The organism is Nocardioides iriomotensis (assembly GCF_004168035.1).
GTDB lineage: Bacteria > Actinomycetota > Actinomycetes > Propionibacteriales > Nocardioidaceae > Nocardioides_B > Nocardioides_B iriomotensis.
In genome coordinates this window covers 1-2,092 of sequence record NZ_SDPU01000033.1, presented here as the reverse complement: position 1 = coordinate 2,092, position 2,092 = coordinate 1, and the positions used below count along the sequence as shown (strand labels likewise).

2 protein-coding genes are annotated in these 2,092 nt (G+C 71.1%); both read right to left on the bottom strand.

Annotation, left to right across the window (positions count from 1 at the left end):
• On the bottom strand, positions 1 to 603 hold a 603-nt coding region (locus ETU37_RS18405), incomplete at its 3' end, for a beta/alpha barrel domain-containing protein (RefSeq protein ID WP_476703576.1).
• Positions 600 to 1,946 (bottom strand): NAD-dependent succinate-semialdehyde dehydrogenase, encoded by a 1,347-nt coding sequence (locus ETU37_RS18400; RefSeq protein ID WP_129988818.1) that lies wholly within the window; start codon positions 1,944 to 1,946, stop codon positions 600 to 602. The genes ETU37_RS18400 and ETU37_RS18405, both read right to left, overlap by 4 nt.
• Positions 1,947 to 2,092: the final 146 nt, after the last annotated feature.

The following is a 2,092-nucleotide window of genomic DNA, read 5'->3' as shown; positions in this document are numbered from 1 at the left end:
GACCTCCTTGACCAGCACGTACGGCGCCTGCAGCTCCTTGGCCGCGACGTACAGCTCGTCCTCCGGCAACGCACCCAACCGGCGGATCTCCGCCCGGATCGTGCGCATGTGGGTGACCGCGTTGGAGACGTCACCGGTGCCCGCCTCGCCCTTGGACCGGATCATCGCCGCACCCTCGGTGACCCGACGCAGCGCCTCACCCAGATTCGTCGCTCCACACACGAACGGCACCGTGAACGCCCACTTGTCGATGTGGTGGGCGTAGTCGGCCGGGGTCAGCACCTCGGACTCGTCGACGTAGTCCACACCCAACGACTGCAGCACCTGCGCCTCGACGAAGTGCCCGATCCGGGCCTTGGCCATCACCGGGATCGACACCGCCCCGATGATCCCGTCGATCATGTCCGGGTCGCTCATCCGGGACACGCCACCCTGGGCGCGAATGTCCGCCGGAACCCGCTCGAGCGCCATCACGGCGACCGCGCCGGCGTCCTCGGCGATCTTCGCCTGGTCGGGGATGACCACGTCCATGATCACGCCGCCCTTGAGCATCTCGGCCATACCGCGCTTCACACCGGTCGTGCCGGTCGTCGCGTCGCTCATCGGACCGTGCGCACCAGCTTCTTGTTCACGAACTCCTCGATGCCGGACCGGCCGAGCTCGCGCCCGAAGCCGGATCGCTTCACGCCGCCGAACGGCAGCTCGGCACCCTCGGCGCCGACACCGTTGACGAAGACCATGCCGGCGTCGATCCGCTCCGCCACCCGCTCCGCCTGCGCGGCGTCGGTGGTGAAGACGTACGAGCCCAGGCCGTACGGCGTGTCGTTGGCGACGGCGACCGCCTCGTCCTCGTCGCGCACCTTGAACACCATCGCCACCGGACCGAACAGCTCCTGGTGGGAGGCGTCGTCGCCCGGCGTGATGCCGGTGAGCACGCCCGGCGGGTACCACGCGCCGCGCCGCTCCCCCTCCGTCGCCAGGGAGGCGCCCTGGGCGACGGCGTCGGAGACCTGCTGCTCCAGCCGCAACGCGGCCGTCTCGGAGGAGAGCGGCGCGGGCGACGCGGCGAGGAGGGCGCTGGTGAACTTCGGGAGGAAGTCGTCGTACAGGCTCTCGTGCACGATCACCCGCTTGCCCGCGTTGCAGGACTGCCCGGTGTTGTCGAGGCGCGCGGCGACGGCGGCGTCGACCGTGGCGTCGAGGTCGTCGGTGCTGAGCACGAGGAACGGGTCGGAGCCGCCGAGCTCCAGCACGACCTTCTTCAGGTGCCGGCCGGCGATCTCGGCGACGGCCGCGCCGGCCCGCTCCGAGCCGGTCAGCGAGACGCCCTGCACGCGCGGGTCGGCGATGATCTTCTCGACCTGCTCGTTGGTGGCGTACACGTTGACGTACGCGCCCTCGGGGAAGCCGGCGTCGCGGAAGATCGCCTCCAGCGCGGCGGCCGACTCGGGACACTGCGGCGCGTGCTTGAGCACGATCGTGTTGCCCGCCGCGAGGTTCGGGCCGGCGAAGCGGGCGACCTGGTAGGCCGGGAAGTTCCACGGCATGATCCCGAGCAGGACACCCAGCGGCCGGCGGCGTACGACGGCGCTGCCCTCGCCCTCGAGCAGCGCGAGCGGCTCGTCGGCGAGGAAGGCGGGGGCGTTGTCCGCGTAGTACTCGTAGATCGACGCGCTGAAGTCGACCTCGCCGAGCGCGTCGACGATCGGCTTGCCCATCTCGCGGTTGATCGTCGCGGCGAGCTCCTGGCGGCGCTCGGTGTGCAGCTCCGAGACGCGGCGCACCAGGGCGGCGCGGTCGTCGACGGTCGTCGTGCGCGACCACTGCTGGAAGGCGTCGTGGGCCTTGCCGACGGCGCCGAGCACCTCCTCGTCGCTGAACGTCGGGTAGGACCTCACCTCCTCGCCGCTGCTCGGGTCGACGACGGCGTAGCGGACGTCGGTCATGACGCCAGCACCTCCTCCAGCTTGGTGTTCTCGATTCCGTGGGCGTTGCCGACCGGGGCGTTGGTGAGCCGGCCGGCGTGGGTGTTGAGGCCGAGCGCGAGCGACCTGTCCTCGCGCAGCGCCTGCTGCCAGCCCTTGTCGGCCAG